The organism is Pseudomonas sp. TZ252 (assembly GCF_056110345.1).
Window position 1 is genome coordinate 2,025,567 of sequence record NZ_CM148566.1, and the last position, 15,941, is coordinate 2,041,507.

General features: G+C 66.2%; 15 protein-coding genes. 9 read left to right on the forward strand and 6 right to left on the reverse strand.

Translation table 11 applies throughout. The annotated features are described in order from the left end of the window. Window positions 1-72 precede the first annotated feature (72 nt). Complete coding sequence (locus ACYAF3_RS09310) at window positions 73-981, forward strand: LysR family transcriptional regulator (protein ID WP_003096239.1); 909 nt, start codon at window positions 73-75, stop codon at window positions 979-981. A 14-nt stretch (window positions 982-995) separates the two neighbouring features. On the opposite strand, the gene ACYAF3_RS09315 is transcribed toward ACYAF3_RS09310, so the two are convergent. Continuing rightward, entirely contained in the window at window positions 996-1,598 is a 603-nt protein-coding gene (locus ACYAF3_RS09315) for a nitroreductase family protein (RefSeq protein ID WP_003100063.1), read from the reverse strand. A gap of 253 nt (window positions 1,599-1,851) precedes the next feature. On the opposite strand from ACYAF3_RS09315, the gene ACYAF3_RS09320 reads away from it, so the two are divergent. Further along, window positions 1,852-2,208: a fimbrial protein gene (locus ACYAF3_RS09320; protein ID WP_042929761.1), complete on the forward strand. Its 357-nt coding sequence runs from the start codon at window positions 1,852-1,854 to the stop codon at window positions 2,206-2,208. Between the two features lie 57 nt (window positions 2,209-2,265). On the opposite strand, the gene ACYAF3_RS09325 is transcribed toward ACYAF3_RS09320, so the two are convergent. Both ACYAF3_RS09325 and hslO read right to left on the reverse strand, forming a co-directional pair. Next, window positions 2,266-3,807, reverse strand: coding sequence for a phosphoenolpyruvate carboxykinase (locus ACYAF3_RS09325; protein ID WP_003100068.1), 1,542 nt, complete (start codon window positions 3,805-3,807; stop codon window positions 2,266-2,268). 115 nt (window positions 3,808-3,922) lie between these two features. Further along, a complete protein-coding gene (gene hslO / locus ACYAF3_RS09330; protein ID WP_003096245.1) occupies window positions 3,923-4,816 on the reverse strand; it encodes an Hsp33 family molecular chaperone HslO in 894 nt (297 codons plus the stop codon). Window positions 4,817-4,928: 112 nt separating this feature from the next. On the opposite strand from hslO, the gene ACYAF3_RS09335 reads away from it, so the two are divergent. Next, window positions 4,929-5,732 carry a phosphatase PAP2 family protein gene (locus ACYAF3_RS09335; RefSeq protein ID WP_003096247.1) on the forward strand — a complete coding sequence of 268 codons (804 nt, stop codon included), beginning with the start codon at window positions 4,929-4,931 and terminating at the stop codon, window positions 5,730-5,732. 37 nt (window positions 5,733-5,769) lie between these two features. Here ACYAF3_RS09335 and ACYAF3_RS09340 read toward each other — a convergent pair whose 3' ends face one another. Next, window positions 5,770-6,165 carry an RNA-binding S4 domain-containing protein gene (locus tag ACYAF3_RS09340; RefSeq protein WP_003120401.1) on the reverse strand — a complete coding sequence of 132 codons (396 nt, stop codon included), beginning with the start codon at window positions 6,163-6,165 and terminating at the stop codon, window positions 5,770-5,772. Between the two features lie 143 nt (window positions 6,166-6,308). Here ACYAF3_RS09340 and rimB point away from each other — a divergent pair, with 143 nt between their 5' ends. From rimB to ACYAF3_RS09355, 3 genes are all read left to right on the forward strand, one after another. Next, window positions 6,309-6,809 carry a retropepsin-like aspartic endopeptidase RimB gene (gene rimB / locus ACYAF3_RS09345; protein WP_023119137.1) on the forward strand — a complete coding sequence of 167 codons (501 nt, stop codon included), beginning with the start codon at window positions 6,309-6,311 and terminating at the stop codon, window positions 6,807-6,809. A 131-nt stretch (window positions 6,810-6,940) separates the two neighbouring features. Then, the gene (gene rimK, locus ACYAF3_RS09350) at window positions 6,941-7,846 is read left to right on the forward strand and encodes a 30S ribosomal protein S6--L-glutamate ligase (RefSeq protein WP_003096254.1); all 906 of its coding nucleotides are present in this window, start codon (window positions 6,941-6,943) and stop codon (window positions 7,844-7,846) included. Between the two features lie 190 nt (window positions 7,847-8,036). Beyond that, the gene (locus tag ACYAF3_RS09355) at window positions 8,037-8,960 is read left to right on the forward strand and encodes an LD-carboxypeptidase (protein WP_003100070.1); all 924 of its coding nucleotides are present in this window, start codon (window positions 8,037-8,039) and stop codon (window positions 8,958-8,960) included. Window positions 8,961-9,036: 76 nt separating this feature from the next. Here the strand turns inward: ACYAF3_RS09355 and amgS are convergent, their stop codons facing one another. Next, the gene (gene amgS / locus ACYAF3_RS09360; protein ID WP_003096258.1) at window positions 9,037-10,356 is read right to left on the reverse strand and encodes a two-component system sensor histidine kinase AmgS; all 1,320 of its coding nucleotides are present in this window, start codon (window positions 10,354-10,356) and stop codon (window positions 9,037-9,039) included. Between the two features lie 94 nt (window positions 10,357-10,450). After that, window positions 10,451-11,194: a two-component system response regulator AmgR gene (amgR, locus tag ACYAF3_RS09365; protein WP_003096259.1), complete on the reverse strand. Its 744-nt coding sequence runs from the start codon at window positions 11,192-11,194 to the stop codon at window positions 10,451-10,453. Between the two features lie 188 nt (window positions 11,195-11,382). Between amgR and ACYAF3_RS09370 the strand changes: the two genes are divergently transcribed. The 3 genes from ACYAF3_RS09370 (at window position 11,383) to gshA (ending at window position 15,913) form a co-directional block, all read left to right on the forward strand. Further along, window positions 11,383-13,722, forward strand: coding sequence for a Tex family protein (locus ACYAF3_RS09370; RefSeq protein WP_474727839.1), 2,340 nt, complete (start codon window positions 11,383-11,385; stop codon window positions 13,720-13,722). Between the two features lie 38 nt (window positions 13,723-13,760). After that, the gene (locus tag ACYAF3_RS09375; RefSeq protein WP_042115369.1) at window positions 13,761-14,123 is read left to right on the forward strand and encodes a PaaI family thioesterase; all 363 of its coding nucleotides are present in this window, start codon (window positions 13,761-13,763) and stop codon (window positions 14,121-14,123) included. A 206-nt stretch (window positions 14,124-14,329) separates the two neighbouring features. Further along, a complete protein-coding gene (gene gshA / locus ACYAF3_RS09380; RefSeq protein ID WP_003109990.1) occupies window positions 14,330-15,913 on the forward strand; it encodes a glutamate--cysteine ligase in 1,584 nt (527 codons plus the stop codon). Window positions 15,914-15,941: the final 28 nt, after the last annotated feature.

Consider the following 15,941-nt stretch of genomic DNA (forward strand, 5'->3'; position numbering starts at 1 on the left):
AAGCGACCACTACCTTAGGGGAAGGTCGTACTATTTTTGAAATTTAGTCTTGTGATAGCTGGAATTCAGGCAGTGAATATCCAAACCTTCGACCTCAACCTGCTACGCGTCCTTGACGCGCTGCTGCGCGAACGCAACGTCTCGCGCGCGGCGGAGCGCCTGGCGCTGAGCCAGCCGGCAGTAAGCAATGCGCTGAACCGCCTGCGCGAGCTGCTCGACGACCCGCTGCTGGTCCGCGCCGGTCGTGCGATGCAGCCGACGCCCCGGGCGCTGGCGCTGGAAGCGCCGATCCGCGCGGCGCTGCGGCAGATCGAACAGAGCCTGGGCGACGGCGAGGGCTTCGATCCGGGGCGCAGCCGGCAGCGCTTCACCGTAGCGGTGACCGACTACGTCGAACTGATCTGCATGCCCGCCCTGATGCGCCGCCTGAGTGAGCGGGCGCCGGGAATCTCCATCGCCATCCAGCACCTGACCCCGACCTTGCCGGCCGAGGCGCTGGACAAAGGCGAACTGGACCTGGTGCTAGGCCGCTTCGAAAACGTCCCGGCGCGCTTCCAGCGCCGCCATTGGGCCAGCGAGACCCTGCAACTGGTCGCCCGGCGTCAGCACCCGCTGCTGGCGCAGGCTCCCGACCTGGCCACCTTCCTGGAGCTGCAGCACCTGTGGGTGCACGGCGGGCAGACCAAGGGGATGGTCGACCAGTGGCTGGGCAGCCAGGGGCTCAAGCGGCAAGTGGCCTACACCACGCCGAACTACCTGCAGGCAGCGCACATCGCCGCGTACAGCGACCTGGTCGGCGTCCTGCCGCGACAACTGGCGCACTACTTCGAACGATTGCTGCCCCTGCAATCGTTCGACCTGCCGTTCGACCTCGGCCCGTTCCACCTGGAACTGGTGTTTCTGGCCCAGCGCGAACGCGACATCGCCCTGCAATGGCTGGTCGAACAGATCCGCCAGGTCGGGGCCGCCGGACCGGACTAGGGGAATCCGGGCAGTCAGAAGCGGTCGCGAATGACCAGTTCTTCCCGCGGCAGCTTGCCGCTGCGCGGCCAGGGTTCAACGGCCTTTTTCCCGACCGCGACCATCAGGCCGATCACATGGTTGTCCGGCAGGTTGATCAGCCGGGCCACGGCATCGAAGTCGAAACCATCCATCGGACACGAATCCAGGCCCTGGCCGCGGGCGACCAGCATCAGGGTCTGCGCCAGCAGGCCGCAGCTGCGCATGGCTTCGTCGCGCTGTACCTGGGGCTTGCCGCGGTAGTAGGTGTCGATGGCGCCTGCCATGAACGCCTGTACCGCCTCGGGAGCACCGTCCCAGACCCGCTGCGCGTTGCGCTCCCAGCTGTCGAGCTGGGCGCACACCACCACCAGCATCGCCGCGTCGGTGACCTGCGCCTGGTCCCAGGCCACTTCACGCAACTGCACGCGCAATTGCGGATCGCTGACCTCGACCAGCCGCACGTGTTGCAGGTTGAAGGCGGAAGGCGCATGCAGCGCCAGGTCCAGGAGATGGTCCTTCTCTTCGCGAGTCAGGCTGAAGGATGAGTCGTAGCCCTTGATGGCACGGCGACTACGAACGGCGTCTTCGATATGCATGGGGGAAATCCACTGCGAGGGAACAAAGGGGCGCCCACTCTAGGGCATTGGCGAGAAGATAAACCAGACTTCAATAAATCCGACGCAGCCCCACAGCAGCTACTTACAGAATTAAGACTAGGACTATTCCTAGGAAGGAATTTTCCTAAGGAATTGTCCTATATTCCACTCCAATGCCAGCGCCTGGGAGAGGGCCCCTCCCGGGACGCACGAACGCAGAAAAATAAGGATGAACTCACGTAGGAGTAAGCTCATGAACAGGATGGGCCAACTGGCTTTGTTCGGTCTTCTTGTAGGAACTTCCAGCAACCTGTTCGCCGCCCCCGGCAGCATCAGCGGCGTCATCCGCTTCACCGGCGCCATTGTCGAGCCACCATGCTCGATGAGCGCTCCCCGCCAAGACGAAAGCAAGGGCAGTTTCCACCTCAGTGGCTGTCCCATGCAGGCGCGCACCGCGGATGTCAGCATCCGTTCGATGAAGACCGGCGAGGTGCGCCACTTGCAACCCAGCGATACGGTCATCGGTGAACGGGATTTCTCGGCGCTCTATGAGCTGGCCGGAAGCGGTCGCCGCTCCGGCAACTACCTGATCACCGTCACCTACCCCTGACGTTCGCCCATGAAAAAACCGCCCGAAGGCGGTTTTTTCATGGTGCCGAAACGTGGCTTACAGCTGCGGGCCGGCGGCCTTGATCGCATCGGAAACCTCGAATTTCTTGAAGTTTTCGATGAACTGCTTGGCCAGGCCCTTCGCTGCCTCGTCGTAGGCAGCCTTGTCAGCCCAGGTGTTGCGCGGGTTGAGCAGATTGGTCTCGACGCCCGGAACGGCCTTCGGCACGTCCAGGTTGATGATCTCCAGGTGCTCGGTTTCCGCGCCGATCAGCGCGCCGCTCTGGATCGCCGCGATCACGCCACGGGTGGTCGGGATGTTGAAGCGCTTGCCGACGCCGTAGCCACCGCCGGTCCAGCCAGTGTTGACCAGGTAGACCTTGGAGCCGAAGGCCTTGATGCGCTTGATCAACAGCTCGGCATAAACGCCGGCCGGACGCGGGAAGAAAGGAGCACCGAAGCAGGTGGAGAAGGTCGACTTGATACCGCCGCCGGAACCCATCTCGGTGGAGCCGACCAGCGCGGTGTAGCCGGACAGGAAGTGGTAGGCCGCCTGCTCATTGTTCAGGATCGATACCGGCGGCAGTACGCCGGTCAGGTCGCAGGTCAGGAAGATCACCGCGTTGGGCTCGCCGCCGAGGTTCTTCTCCGAACGCTTCTCGACGTGCTCCAGCGGGTAGGCGGCGCGGCTGTTCTGGGTCAGGCTGTCATCGGCGTAGTTGGGCACGCGCTCTTCGTCGAGAACCACGTTCTCCAGCACGGCGCCGAACTTGATGGCTTTCCAGATGACCGGCTCGTTCTTCTCGGACAGGTCGATGCACTTGGCATAGCAACCGCCTTCGACGTTGAACACCACGCCCTCGCCCCAGCCGTGCTCGTCGTCACCGATCAGGTAACGGCTTTCATCGGCGGACAGGGTGGTCTTGCCGGTGCCGGACAGGCCGAAGAACAGGGTCACATCGCCCGCTTCGCCGATGTTGGCAGCGCAGTGCATCGGCAGCACGTCGCGCTCGGGCAGCAGGAAGTTCTGCACGGAGAACATGGCTTTCTTCATCTCGCCGGCATAGCGCATGCCTGCGATCAGCACTTTCTTCTGGGCGAAATTGAGGATCACGCAACCGTCGGAGTTGGTGCCGTCGCGCTCGGGCACGCATTCGAAGTTGGCGACATTGAGGACCTGCCACTCGTCCTTGCCGGCCGGGTTGTACTGCTCCGGCTCGATGAACAGGCAACGGCCGAACAGATTCTGCCAGGCGGTAGCGGTGGTCATCTTCACCGGCAGGTAGTAAGCCTCGGCGGAACCTACATGAACATGGGAAACGAAATGGTCCTGGGCGTTGTTGAACGCTTCCACGCGGGCCCACAGCGCATCGAACTTGTCGGCCGGGAACGGACGGTTGATGTTGCCCCAGGCGATCGCGTCCTTGGTGCTCGGCTCTTCGACGATGAAACGGTCGACCGGCGAACGGCCGGTGCGATGGCCGGTGCGTACGACCAGCGAGCCGTTGGCGGCCAGTTCGCCCTCACCGCGGCGAATGGCTTCTTCTACCAGTTGGGCGGCGCTGATATCGGTGTACACGGCGTTGTTGGCTTGCGTCATGTGGTTCCCCGTCGGCCAGAGGCCGAGTCCTCCAAACTTCGTAGCGCTTCAAAAAACTCACTACAGGAAAAAAGTGGCGGGATTATGCCAGAAAAGCCCGCTGGATGAAAAATCGTCAGTGGCGGGTCTCGGAAGGCCCCTGGCTGCCAGCGCCAGCGAACAACTGGGCGACGTCGGAGGCGTCGAACAGGTAGCGCTGGTTGCAGAACTGGCAGTCGATGCTGATCGAGCCTTCTTCCTCCTCGAGCAGCCGCTCGCAGTCGGCCTGCCCGAGACTGACCAGGGCGTTGGCCGAACGTTCCCGCGAGCAACTGCAATGGAAGACCAGCGGTTGCGGCTCGAACAGGCGCACGGTTTCCTCGTGGTAGAGGCGGTGCAGGACGGTCTCGTTGTCCAGCGCCAGCAGCTCTTCGGCGGTCAGCGTGTCGGCCAGGGTGGTCAGGTGCTGCCAACTGGCCTCGCGGGCCTCGGGGTCCTTCAGGCGGTCGGCGGGAAGCTGCTGCAGCAGCAGGCCGCGGGCGCGGCGGCCGTTGGCGTTGAGCCAGAAACGGGTCGGCAGCTGTTCCGAGCTGGCGAAGTAGTTGGACAGGCATTCCGCCAGGTTCACCCCCTCCAGGGCGACGATCCCCTGGTAGCGCTGGCCCTTGACCGGGTCCACGGTGAGGGTCAGCACGCCTTCGGGCATCAGTTCCTGCATGCCGGCGTCGGCGCCGATGGACTCCGCCGAATAGCGGGCCAGGCCACGCACCTGGCGGTCGCTGGAACACTCCACCATCAACAGCGGCACCGCGCCGCTGGAGCGCGCCTGCAATACCAGCAGGCCGTCGAACTTGAGCGTGCCGCAGAGCAGCGAGGCCGCCGCGAGCATCTCCCCGAGCAGTTGCGCGACCGGTTCCGGATAGGGATGTTTGGCCAGCACTTCGCTGTAGCTACGCTCGAGATCGACCATCTCGCCGCGCACGTCGGTATCGTCGAAAAGGAAACGCTGGCTCTGATCTGAATGGGACATGCGGGACACAACGCTACGAATGAGGGAATGACAAGTGAGTGACAAAGGCCTATAAAAGCGCGCTTCGTGACAGTCGTACGCCGACCCGGCGCCGATAGGGGGAAACGATTTTATGGATAATGCCTCTCCGTTCCAAGCGGCCTGGCAATGGCGCAAGTTCGCCACCTGTCATCTTCTGGCGCTCCTGCTGCTGATCCTGTGGCTCTGGGGCCCCACCCGCGAGCTGATGAACGGCTTCGACTTCTGGCTCTTCGACAAGCTCAACGGCTCCCTCGCCCTCAACGAAACCTGGCTGAAACTCTGGGGCCTGCTCAGTACCCGACCGTTCGACGCGGTGGTCGGGGTGATCCTGCTCTGCCTGCTGATTCGCGGCGACTGGCTGCTGCCGGCGAACCAGGTACGGCGGCTGACCTTCGGCTTCATCGTGACCCTGCTGATCCTGGTGGTGATCCGCGTGCTCTACGCGAAGATCGCCCACCACCTGCACTGGCAGCACGCCAGCCTGTCGATGCTGATGGACAAGGCCATCCACCTCAGCGACCACTTCCCGGACTGGGAACGCGTGTGGGAAATCAAGGACCGCTCCAAGCGCAGCTTCCCCGGCGACCACGCCTCGGTGCTGCTGGTCTGGGCGCTGTTCATGTCGCTGTTCGCTCGCCGCGCCGGGCAGTTCCTGCTGATCTGGACCCTGGCCGTGCTGTTCATGATGCCGCGCCTGGTAGCCGGCGCGCACTGGGGCCAGGACGACTACATCGGCGGCCTGCAGATGGCCCTGCTGGCCCTCGCCTGGGGCTGCTACACACCGCTGGCGGCGAAGGCCAGCGGCTGGCTGGTGCAGGTGACCGAACCGCTGTTCCGCCTGCTGGCGAAATTGCCGCTGATCGGCCGCCTCGGCGTGGTCCGCGACTCGGCCTGAGGCCATCCCGGTCTCCCCTGCGGGAGACCGGCGCTTCTCAGTCCTGGCCGCCGCGCAACTGGTGGATCTGCCGCCGCTGCTTCTTGCTCGGCCGCCCCTCTGTCTGTACGCCCAGCGCCCCGGCCTTGCGCATGGCCGCCGCGCGCTCGCGGCTTGCCACGCTGTCCGCGGTTTCCTCGTAGAGAGCCTGGGCCTCCGGCGCGCCACGCCGGACTACGGAAAGCGCGCGAATGGTCACGGTTCGCTCGTCGAAGCCCGTACGAATGGTCAACTCCTCCCCTACCCTGGGTTCCTTGCTCGGCTTGCACCGCTCGCCCCGGCAATGCACCTTGCCGCCCTCTATCGCGGCCTTGGCCAGCGCCCGGGTCTTGAAGAAGCGCGCCGCCCAGAGCCACTTGTCCAGGCGCACCTTGTCGTCGTCTTTCTCGCTCACTGGCATTTCCCGTATTCGTTCCGCCGCTGTCTCGCGACTGTCATCGACAGCCGCTAGGTTCGTCTTCGGCATCCTCGGGCAGCCGTCTGGCGGCCGCCCATAGCCCTGCTAGAATGCCGGCAAAACGCCTGGAATGCCTACCCGTGAAGACATTCGACCAGCTTTCCGTCATCGGTCTGCGCGAGTGGATCGCCTTTCCCGAACTGGGCATGGTCGGGCTGCGCGCGAAGATCGACACCGGCGCCAGCACCTCCAGCCTGCATGCCTCGGACATCGTTCCCTTCGAGCGCGACGGCGAGAAGTGGGTGCGCTTCACCGCCCACCTCGGCACGCTGGTGCAGCGCCGGCACCGTTGCGAAGCGCCGATGGTCGCGCGCAAGAGCATTCGCAGCTCCAACGGCCAGGCCCAGACCCGCTACGTGATCCGCACCACCCTGGCGCTGGGCGATCGCATGTGGCCGGTAGAGTTCACCCTGGCCTGCCGCAAGTCCATGCGCTATCGCGTGCTGCTCGGCTCCAAGGCGCTGATCGCCGGGCAACTGGTGGTCAACCCGGCCCTGGCCTACGTCCAGGATCGTCCCGAGTCGCCGGCCGCCCTGCCCGCGGCGACGAACATCGACCTGCTCGACGGGAGCCCGGTTTGAGCCATTCGCCGGCAGCACCTGTCCAACCTCCATCCATTCCCGAAACGGCCGGTCCGATGCCTGCCGCGACGACAACCCACAGCCTCGCCGCCGCTGCCCGCCAGCCGGTCCAACCCATCCACAGGTGCTGAATGAAAATCGCCGTGCTGTCGCGCAATCCCCGGCTCTACTCGACCCGTCGCCTGGTGGAGGCCGGGCGGGAGCGCGGCCATGAAATGGTGGTCATCGATACGCTGCGCGCCTACATGAACATCGCCAGCCACAAGCCGCAGATCCACTACCGGGGACAACCGCTGGAGGGCTTCGACGCGGTGATCCCGCGCATCGGCGCCTCGGTGACCTTCTACGGCTGCGCGGTATTGCGCCAGTTCGAGATGATGGGCGTGTTCCCGCTCAACGAGTCGGTCGCCATCGCTCGCTCGCGGGACAAGCTGCGCTCGCTGCAACTGCTCTCGCGCAAGGGCATCGGCCTGCCGGTGACCGGCTTCGCTCATTCCCCGGACGACGTCCCGGACCTGATCGAGATGGTCGGAGGCGCACCGCTGGTGATCAAGCTGCTGGAGGGCACCCAGGGCATCGGCGTGGTCCTCTGCGAAACCGAGAAGGCCGCCGAATCGGTGCTCGAGGCTTTCATGGGGCTCAAGCACAACATCATGGTCCAGGAGTACATAAAGGAAGCCGGCGGCGCCGACATCCGCTGCTTCGTGGTCGGCGACAAGGTGATCGCCTCGATGAAGCGCCAGGCAGCGCCCGGCGAGTTCCGCTCCAACCTGCACCGAGGCGGCAGCGCCAGCCTGATCAAGATCACCCCGGAAGAACGCATGACCGCCATCCGCGCCGCCCGCGTGATGGGCCTGAACGTCGCCGGGGTGGACATCCTGCGCTCCAACCATGGTCCGCTGGTAATGGAGGTGAACTCCTCGCCGGGCCTGGAAGGTATCGAATCCACCACCGGCAAGGACATCGCCGGGATCATCATCCAGTACCTGGAAAAGAACGGCGGCCCCCACCTGGCCAGGACGAAGGGAAAGGGGTGAGCCGGACCAGACAACGCATGCGTTGTCCCGGCCCATCGGACGCACCGCATTACGCTGGCGATCCCGGCCTCGACAGAAGGTCCATGCCACGCTTGAATGAAGCATCGCCGCAACCGATGCCGGAAACCCCGCCGAACCCTGGGCTATTCCGGCACTCGAATCCTTTCCTGACGCTTCACGGAATCGCCGCATGACCTCTCGTCCCTCCTCCGACCAGACTTGGCAGCCCATCGACGGCCGGGTGGCGCTGATCGCGCCAGCCTCGGCCATCGCCACCGACGTGCTGGAGGCGACCCTGCGGCAACTGGAAGTGCACGGCGTGGACTACCATCTCGGCCGCCACGTCGAAGCCCGCTACCGCTACCTCGCCGGGACGGTCGAGCAGCGCCTGGAAGACCTGCACAACGCCTTCGACATGCCGGACATCACCGCGGTCTGGTGCCTGCGCGGCGGCTACGGCTGCGGCCAGTTGCTGCCGGGCCTGGACTGGGGGCGCCTGCAGGCGGCCTCTCCGCGGCCACTGATCGGTTTCTCCGACATCTCGGTGTTGCTCAGCGCTTTCCACCGCCACGGCCTGCCTGCGATCCACGGCCCGGTGGCCACCGGACTCGGTCTGTCGCCGCTGAGCGCCCCCCGCGAGCAGCAGGAGCGGCTAGCCTCTCTGGCCTCGGTCAGCCGCTTGCTGGCCGGAATCGACCATGAACTCCCGGTGCAGCACCTCGGCGGACACAAGCAACGCGTCGAAGGCGCGCTGATCGGCGGCAACCTCACCGCCCTGGCCTGCATGGCCGGCACACTCGGCGGCCTGCACGCCCCGGCGGGGTCGATCCTGGTCCTGGAGGACGTCGGCGAACCCTACTACCGCCTGGAGCGCAGCCTCTGGCAATTGCTCGAAAGCATCGACGCGCGCCAGCTCGGCGCGATCTGCCTGGGCTCGTTCACCGATTGCCCGCGCAAGGAAGTCGCCCACAGCCTGGAGCGGATCTTCGGCGAATACGCCGCCGCCATCGAGGTGCCGCTCTACCACCACCTGCCCAGCGGGCATGGTGCGCAGAACCGAGCCTGGCCTTACGGGAAGACCGCGGTGCTCGAGGGAAACCGGTTGCGCTGGTAGGGACGGGGCGCGCCCTTCTCCGTAAGCGCGAGAGGGGGCGGGAAGTGCCGCTGGAACGGCACAAACCCGTCGGGTATCAGGCCGCGCCGCGCGGCAGCAGCAACCCCAACGGCAGGCAGACCCGCGCTTCCAGGCCGCCGCCATCGCGGTTGCGCAGTTCGACGCTGCCGCCGTGCTGGGCGGCGATGCGCTTGACGATCGCCAGGCCGAGGCCGGTGCCCTTGCCGCCACGCGCCTTGTCGCCACGGATGAAGGGATTGAAGATGCTGTCCACTTCCGCGGGATCGATGCCCTGGCCGCGATCGAGCACGCTCAGCACCACGTAGGGCGCCGCGCTTTCGCCGGCCACGTAGCTGGCCACCTCCACCGAACCGCCGCCGTGGTTCAGGGCATTGTCGATCAGGTTGCCCAGCAGACGCTTCATCGACACACGCCGCAACGGCATCGCCGGTACCGGTTGCAAGGCCATGCGCACCTGCTCGCGAGTCTGGTTGAACGGCGCCACGACCTCGCGCACCAGGTCGGTCAGGTCGCCCTCCTCCACCGGCTCGTCGCGGCCGTCGCGGATGAAGGCGAGGAACTGGTCGAGGATCGCGTCCATGTCCTCGATGTCGCGGATCATGTCCTCGACCATCTCCCGTTCGCTCTCCGGCAGCAACTCCAGCGACAGGCGCAGGCGCGTCAGCGGGGTGCGCAGGTCGTGGGAGACACCGGCCAACATCAATTCGCGTTCGCGCCCGCCCTGCTCGATGTCCTCGGCCATCTGGTTGAAGGCGCGATACACCTCGGCCATTTCACTCGGCGTCTCCGGTCCCAGCGGCAGGCGCACGCTGCGCCCCTGGCCGAACTGGCGTGCGGCGACCACCAGGCGCTTGAGCGGCTGGCTGAGCTGGCGGACGAAGATCCAGGCGGCGGCGGTGGAGAGCAGGCCGATGCCGAGGAACCAGCCGAGCACGCTCCAGATCCGTTGGCCACGCAAGGGATGCGGATACAGCGGCACCGCCAGCCAGCCTTCGCCGAGGCTCGGTGCGCGCACCCAGAGCTGCGACGGCTGGTGGATACGCAGGCGGGTCTCGGTGTCCGGCCCCAGCTCCATCTGCATCTGCCGCTGGAAGATTTCCGTGTACGGCCAGTGCTGCTCGCCGGGCTGGTCGGCGCTGCTCGGCACCCAGCGCAGGCCGGAAGCCTTGGCGATGGCCGCGCGCGACTCCTCGTCGGCAGCCCAGAACGCGCGGATGGTCAGCGCCGCGCCGTGGCTGTACTGGCGGTCGACGATCACGTCCTCGTTCATCAGCAGGTAGACCAGGGTCAGCGCCTTGGAGAACAGCACGACGATCAGCACCAGCCAGAGGGTGCGGGCGAAGAAGCTTTGCGGGAACCAGAGCGGCGTTTTCATCGATCGGACCGGTTGCGCGCCGGCGGACGGGGCCGACGCCTGTTGCGGGTAAGACGACGCGGCCGGTGCATCGCTGCACCGGCCGCGCGGAGACTCAGGCCTTGCGCGCGTTGCCGTCCGGCACGAACACGTAGCCGACGCCCCAGACCGTCTGGATATAGCGCGGCTTGGACGGATCCGGCTCGATCAGCCGGCGCAGGCGCGAGATCTGCACGTCGATGGAACGCTCCAGGGCATCCCACTCGCGGCCACGGGCGAGGTTCATCAGCTTATCCCGGGTCAGCGGTTCGCGGGCGTGCTGCACCAGGGCCTTGAGCACGGCGAACTCGCCGGTGGTCAGCATGTGTACCTCGTCGCCCTTCTTCAGTTCGCGGGTGGCGAGGAACAGCTGGTAGTCGCCGAAGGTCACCACCTCGTCGGCACCGGCAGGCGCGCCGGGCACCAGCGGCGCCTGGCGGCGCAGCACGGCCTTGATCCGCGCCAGCAGTTCGCGCGGGTTGAACGGCTTGGCCAGGTAGTCGTCGGCGCCCAGTTCCAGGCCCTGGATGCGGCTGCCCTCGTCGCCCTTGGCGGTGAGCATGATGATCGGCACCTGGTTGTTCTGTTCGCGCAGGCGGCGGCAGGCAGTGAGGCCGTCCTCGCCGGGAAGCATCAGGTCGAGCACAACCAGCTGGAACAGTTCGCGGGATAGAAGGCGATCCATCTGCTCGGTGTTCTCCACCGCGCGGACGCGGTAGCCCTGCTCGTCGAGGAAACGTTCGAGCAGGCGGCGCAGGCGGGCGTCGTCGTCGACGACGAGGATCTTTTCACCTTCGGCCAGGGCGGCAGGGTTCGACATAGAAACTCCCAGAATGAGTCAGGCGGGCATTATCGCCCAGGTAGCGGCTGGGCCGGACTGTCCATTGTTAGCAGATTTTTCCCCGACCAGCCGCCCTCCAAGGCGAAACTTGGCAGGTATAATGCGGCGCTTTTGCGGCGGGGCGTTGTCTACACGGCCCGTTTTCGTTCGTTTTACCAGGTGGATCAATGGACAGCATCAACACCCGTATCGCCGAAGAGCTCTCCGCACTGCCCTCCGGCCGCGTTCAACCGCAGCAAGTCGCCGCTGCCGTCGCCCTGCTCGACGAAGGCTCCACCGTTCCCTTCATCGCCCGTTACCGCAAAGAGGTCACCGGCAGCCTCGACGATACCCAGTTGCGCATGCTGGAAGAGCGCCTGCGCTACCTGCGCGAACTGGAAGAACGCCGCGGCGCGATCCTCGCCAGCATCGAGGAACAGGGCAAGCTGACCCCCGAACTGGCCCGCGACATCAAGCTCGCCGACACCAAGACCCGTCTCGAAGACCTCTACCTGCCTTATAAGCAGAAGCGCCGCACCAAGGGCCAGATCGCCCTGGAAGCCGGCCTCGGCGCGCTGGCCGACGCACTGTTCGACGACCCGACCCTGGTCCCGGAAAGCGAGGCCGCGCGTTTCGTCGACGCCGAGAAAGGCTTCGCCGACGTCAAGGCGGTGCTGGAAGGCGCCAAGTACATCCTCATGGAGCGCTTCGCCGAAGACGCCACGCTGCTCGACAAGCTGCGCGTGTTCATGAAGAACGAAGCGACCCTGACCGCCCGCGTGGTCCCCGGCAAGGAACAGGAAGGCGCCAAGTTCAGCGACTACTTCGAACACGATGAGCCGCTGAAAAGCGCCCCGTCGCACCGCGCCCTGGCGATCTTCCGCGGACGCAACGAAGGCATCCTCAGCGCCTCGTTGAAGGTCGGCGAGGAAGCGCCGGGCACCCTGCACCCATGCGAGGTCATGATCGCCGAGCGCTTCGGCCTGTCCAACCAGGGCCGCGCCGCCGACAAGTGGCTGGCCGAGGTGGTGCGCTGGACCTGGAAGGTCAAGCTCTATACCCACCTGGAAACCGACCTGTTCGGCGAGCTCCGCGACGGCGCCGAGGACGAGGCGATCAGCGTGTTCGCGCGCAACCTGCACGACCTGCTGCTGGCCGCCCCGGCCGGCCCGCGCGCCACCCTCGGCCTCGACCCGGGCCTGCGCACCGGGGCCAAGGTCGCGGTGGTCGACGCCACCGGCAAGCTGCTGGACACCGCCACCGTCTACCCACATGCGCCGAAGAACCAGTGGGACCAGACCCTCGCCGTGCTCGCCGCGCTGTGCGCCAAGCACCAGGTCGAGCTGATCGCCATCGGCAACGGCACCGCCAGCCGCGAGACCGACAAGCTGGCCGGCGAACTGATCAAGAAGTATCCGGGCATGAAGCTGACCAAGATCATGGTCAGCGAAGCCGGCGCATCGGTGTATTCCGCCTCCGAACTGGCGGCGAAGGAGTTCCCCGAGCTGGACGTGTCCCTGCGCGGCGCCGTATCCATCGCCCGTCGCCTGCAGGACCCGCTGGCGGAGCTGGTGAAGATCGAGCCCAAGTCGATCGGCGTCGGCCAGTACCAGCACGACGTGTCCCAGCTGAAGCTGGCGCGTAGCCTGGACGCGGTGGTCGAGGATTGCGTGAACGCCGTCGGCGTCGACGTCAACACCGCCTCCGCCGCCCTGCTGGCACGCATCTCCGGCCTCAACTCGACGCTGGCGCAGAACATCGTCGCGCACCGCGACGCCAACGGAGCGTTCCGCACCCGCGACGAGCTGAAGAAAGTCAGCCGCCTGGGCGAAAAGACCTTCGAGCAAGCCGCCGGCTTCCTCCGCGTGATGAACGGCGACAACCCGCTGGACGCCTCGGCGGTGCACCCGGAGACCTATCCGCTGGTGCAGCGCATCGCCGCCGACACCGAGCGCGACATCCGCTCGCTGATCGGCGACTCGGCGTTCCTCAAGCGCCTCGACCCGAAGAAGTTCACCGACGAGACCTTCGGCCTGCCGACCGTCACCGACATCCTCAAGGAACTCGACAAGCCCGGCCGCGACCCGCGTCCGGAGTTCAAGACCGCAGAATTCCAGGAAGGCGTCGAGAGCCTCAAGGACCTCAAGCCGGGCATGGTCCTGGAGGGCGTGGTGACCAACGTCACCAACTTCGGCGCGTTCGTCGACATCGGCGTCCACCAGGACGGCCTGGTGCACATCTCGGCGCTGTCCGAGAAGTTCGTCAAGGATCCGTACGAAGTGGTCAAGGCCGGCGACATCGTCAAGGTCAAGGTCATGGAAGTGGACATCCCGCGCAACCGTGTCGGCCTGTCCATGCGCATGAGCGACACCCCCGGCGAGAAGGTCGAAGGCCAGCGCGGCGGGCGTCCCACCGGCAGCGGCCAGCCGCGCCAGGAGCGTGGCGCCCCGCGCGGACAGAGCGCGCCGCCGGCGAACAACGCCATGGCCGCGCTGTTCGCCAACGCCAAGCAACTGAAGAAGAAGTGACGGAGCCGTCCATGAGCGAGATGCCCGCCCGCGAGCAGATGATCAGCGCCTACAGCGAACTGGTCGGCCTGGACCCGGTCAGCCTCGGCGACGGCGTCGCCGAGGTACGCCTGCCGATGGCCGCGCACCTGCGCAACCGCGGCGGGGTCATGCACGGCGGCGCGCTGTTCTCGCTGATGGACGTGACCATGGGGCTGGCCTGCTCCAGTTCCCATGGTTTCGACCGCCAGAGCGTCACCCTGGAATGCAAGATCAACTACATCCGCGCCGTCGCCGACGGCGAGGTGCGCTGCGTCGCCCGCGTCCTCCATGCCGGGCGCCGCAGCCTGGTGGTGGAAGCCGAGGTGCGGCAAGGCGACAAACTGGTCGCGAAAGGACAAGGTACCTTCGCCCAGTTGTAAACCGGCGCGACCGCCATGCGGCAGAATGGCGCGCAACGGCGATCCCGATCCGTGCCGGGCGCCCGCCTCGACGGCTCCCGCCGAAGTCGCGGCGACCGGCCCCAGGACGAAGCGAAAACGCATTTACGTCCTCCCTCTTGTAGACCGCTCGGTCCACCCTCATATTGGGGCGACCGATCTGGGACGCGATCACAAGGAATCCCGACTTGAGCGATCTTCTCTCCCGCCGCCTGGCTCTGCTCGGCGCCGCAGCCAACCTGCCCCTGCTGACCGAGTGCCTGCATGGCATCGAGCGCGAATGCCTGCGAGTCGATAGCGACGGCAAGCTGGCGCTCACCCCCCACCCCCGGGCCCTGGGTTCGACCCTGACCCATCCGCAGATCACTACCGACTACTCCGAGGCCTTGCTGGAGTTCATCACGCCCACGGAAACCGACGTCGCCGACACTCTGGGCGATCTCGAGCGCATCCACCGCTTCGCCAGTTCGAAACTGGACGGCGAATACCTGTGGAGCCCATCGATGCCCTGCGAGCTGCCGGACGAGGAGAGCATCCCGATCGCCCGCTACGGCAGCTCGATGATCGGCCGCCTGAAGTACGTCTACCGCAAGGGCCTGGCGCTGCGCTACGGCAAGACCATGCAGTGCATCGCCGGCATCCACTACAACTTCTCCCTGCCGGAGAGGCTCTGGCCGCTGCTGCGCCAGGCCGAAGGCAGCGAGCTGTCGGAACGCGACTACCAGTCCGCCGCCTACATCGCCCTGATTCGCAATTTCCGCCGCTACAGCTGGCTGCTGATGTACCTGTTCGGCGCCTCGCCGGCCCTCGACGCCGGCTTCCTGCGTGGCCGCCCGAGCCAGTTGGAGCGCCTCGACGAACACACGCTCTACCTGCCCTACGCCACCAGCCTGCGGATGAGCGACCTGGGCTACCAGAACAACGCCCAGGCCGGCCTGACGCCCTGCTACAACGACCTGCAGAGCTACATCGACAGCCTGCGCCAGGCGGTCAGCACGCCCTACCCGCCCTACGAGAAGGTCGGCACCAAGCAGGATGGCGAATGGGTGCAGCTGAACACCAACATCCTGCAGATCGAGAACGAGTACTACTCGAGCATCCGGCCAAAGCGCGTCACCTACACCGGCGAGCGTCCGGTGCAGGCCCTGGCCGCTCGCGGCGTGCAGTACGTGGAAGTGCGCTGCCTGGACATCAACCCGTTCCTGCCGCTGGGCATCGACCTGGACGAGGCGCGCTTCCTCGACGCCTTCCTGCTGTTCTGCGCGTTCAGCGACAGCCCGCTGCTGAACGGCGAGTGCAGCGACGCCACCGACAACTTCCTCGCCGTGGTCAAGGAAGGCAGGCGGCCGGGCCTGCAATTGCAACGCCGCGGCCAGCCGGTGGAATTGCAGGTCTGGGCGAACGAGCTGCTCGAACGAATCGCCGACACCGCGGCACTGCTCGACCGCGCGCGCGGCGGCGAAGCCCACGCGGCGGCGCTGGCGGCGCAGCGGGCGAAGGTGGCCGATGCGGAACTGACGCCTTCGGCGCAGGTGCTGAAGGTCATGCGCGAGCGCGGCGAGAGCTTCGAAGCGTTCTCCCTGCGCCAGAGCCGCGAACACGCGGAGTATTTCCGCCAGCATCCGCTGGCCGCCGAAGAGCAGGCGCGCTTCGAGAAGATGGCCAGCGACTCCCTGGCCGAACAGACGGAGCTGGAACGCGACCAGGATGGCGACTTCGATACCTTCGTCGCCGCCTACCAGGCGAGCATCCTCGGCCTGATCAGCAACTGAGCCAAGCCGGCGCGCCCCTGCGCCCAGG

Bases quoted from the DNA above. Each gene is read 5' to 3' on its own strand.
- ACYAF3_RS09315 (WP_003100063.1), bottom strand. From the start codon at position 1,598: ATGCATATCGAAGACGCCGTTCGTAGTCGCCGTGCCATCAAGGGCTAC.
- ACYAF3_RS09320 (WP_042929761.1), top strand. From the start codon at position 1,852: ATGAACAGGATGGGCCAACTGGCTTTGTTCGGTCTTCTTGTAGGAACT.
- ACYAF3_RS09325 (WP_003100068.1), bottom strand. From the start codon at position 3,807: ATGACGCAAGCCAACAACGCCGTGTACACCGATATCAGCGCCGCCCAA.
- hslO (WP_003096245.1), bottom strand. From the start codon at position 4,816: ATGTCCCATTCAGATCAGAGCCAGCGTTTCCTTTTCGACGATACCGAC.
- ACYAF3_RS09335 (WP_003096247.1), top strand. From the start codon at position 4,929: ATGGATAATGCCTCTCCGTTCCAAGCGGCCTGGCAATGGCGCAAGTTC.
- rimK (WP_003096254.1), top strand. From the start codon at position 6,941: ATGAAAATCGCCGTGCTGTCGCGCAATCCCCGGCTCTACTCGACCCGT.
- ACYAF3_RS09355 (WP_003100070.1), top strand. From the start codon at position 8,037: ATGACCTCTCGTCCCTCCTCCGACCAGACTTGGCAGCCCATCGACGGC.
- amgS (WP_003096258.1), bottom strand. From the start codon at position 10,356: ATGAAAACGCCGCTCTGGTTCCCGCAAAGCTTCTTCGCCCGCACCCTC.
- amgR (WP_003096259.1), bottom strand. From the start codon at position 11,194: ATGTCGAACCCTGCCGCCCTGGCCGAAGGTGAAAAGATCCTCGTCGTC.
- ACYAF3_RS09370 (WP_474727839.1), top strand. From the start codon at position 11,383: ATGGACAGCATCAACACCCGTATCGCCGAAGAGCTCTCCGCACTGCCC.
- ACYAF3_RS09375 (WP_042115369.1), top strand. From the start codon at position 13,761: ATGATCAGCGCCTACAGCGAACTGGTCGGCCTGGACCCGGTCAGCCTC.